The sequence below is a fragment of the Bacillus sp. AP50 genome (assembly GCF_040492675.1).
Taxonomy (GTDB): domain Bacteria; phylum Bacillota; class Bacilli; order Bacillales; family Bacillaceae_G; genus Bacillus_A; species Bacillus_A cereus.
This window is the reverse complement of sequence record NZ_JBEUTW010000734.1, coordinates 1-1,266: the sequence shown is the minus strand read 5'-3', so window position 1 is coordinate 1,266 and position 1,266 is coordinate 1. Positions and strand designations below refer to the sequence as shown.

The following is a 1,266-nucleotide window of genomic DNA, read 5'->3' as shown; positions in this document are numbered from 1 at the left end:
ATATTTTAGTGGTGTACCCTGATATGTCACAAATAATGTCTACAATGTTAACAAGACAGTATGCGAGTTATACTCTTAGTGGAACTGCTATTATTAGAATGAGTATGTTTGAAGAAATAAAAAGTTCTATTTATGTAGCAAGTGCATCGCGATTAGAGGGAAGTATTTCAATTCGCAAATCAAGTAACTCTCATATTAAAGGAACTATATCAATACCTATAGATGCTTCTCATGATATTGGCTCGTTTTTAATTATTAGGAAATAAGTTCGCAACATTCTAGTTAAGTAAAACGACTATAAATATATAACTGTAAGGATAAATTCCATATCAAACTAATTAACCTATTGAAGCTTTAGAGTAAGATCAGGTGTAGATGAAAGATTATAATCTAGGAGGAATTTAAATATGAAAATAAATAAATTTAACGTTTCTGCAGTCTTTTATTTTAAAAGTGGAAATTCAAAGAAAGTTGATTGGTTGGAGGATAAATTAGTAAAAAAATTAAAGAGTGAGACACAAGAATTAACTGAAGGTCTTAGCTTAGAGGAAGCAGATGTTTTTTTTCAAAGTAAGTTTAAGGAATGGCAAGAAAATGGTACTACTATAATTCGTAAAAATGCTAAAGGTGAAAATTCTATCATATCCTTTGCGGAAGTTGAATATATGACCATGTTAGTTAGCTTAGCTAAAGATATCTCTCTAGATACAACTGAGTTGAATGAAGATGAATCTAAAGCAACAAGAAGTATTCAAGAACATCCTGCATTTAAAAAATAACAATGAATAAGGCAGCATCATTCGAAAAAACATATATTCGAATATAGAGAACTTTCCTTTTGGGAAGTTAAACAATATGACTATACAAAAGGCTAGAATTATTCTACAAAAAATTAAATAAAAAATTTTGTAAATCCTTATAATGAATGCGATACAAGAGGGAGGATGAAATATGAGGGCAAAAGAAATTTTAACGAAGTTAGGCACTTTAGAGCAAAAGAGAGATGAGGTAAGTTCTGCATTAATTGAGACTTCCTATAGAGAAGCAAAGTTAGTTTTAGAGGACTCTCTAAAGAAGTACCAGAAGAAAGTGGATGCTTTTCTTAATACAGAATTCGAGCCTTTATCATCAACAGCTTTTCTAATGGTTTCCCACAAGCATTTAAATCTCAACACTGGTGATCAAGTTCAGTTGAATGTAGAAGCATTAACTAGTGATGGGATTACAAAGAATGTTACAGCTGAACTTCGTCCGGCTATGTTATTT

At 30.8% G+C, this 1,266-nt stretch carries 1 protein-coding gene and 2 pseudogenes; all 3 read left to right on the top strand.

All coding sequences use genetic code 11. The annotated features are described in order from the left end of the window. A pseudogene (locus tag ABWK52_RS29015) lies at positions 1-266 on the top strand (hypothetical protein); the annotation flags it as partial. Positions 267-407: 141 nt separating this feature from the next. After that, the gene (locus ABWK52_RS29010; protein WP_088047530.1) at positions 408-779 is read left to right on the top strand and encodes a hypothetical protein; all 372 of its coding nucleotides are present in this window, start codon (positions 408-410) and stop codon (positions 777-779) included. Positions 780-951: 172 nt separating this feature from the next. Next, positions 952-1,266, top strand: a pseudogene (locus ABWK52_RS29005) (hypothetical protein); the annotation flags it as partial.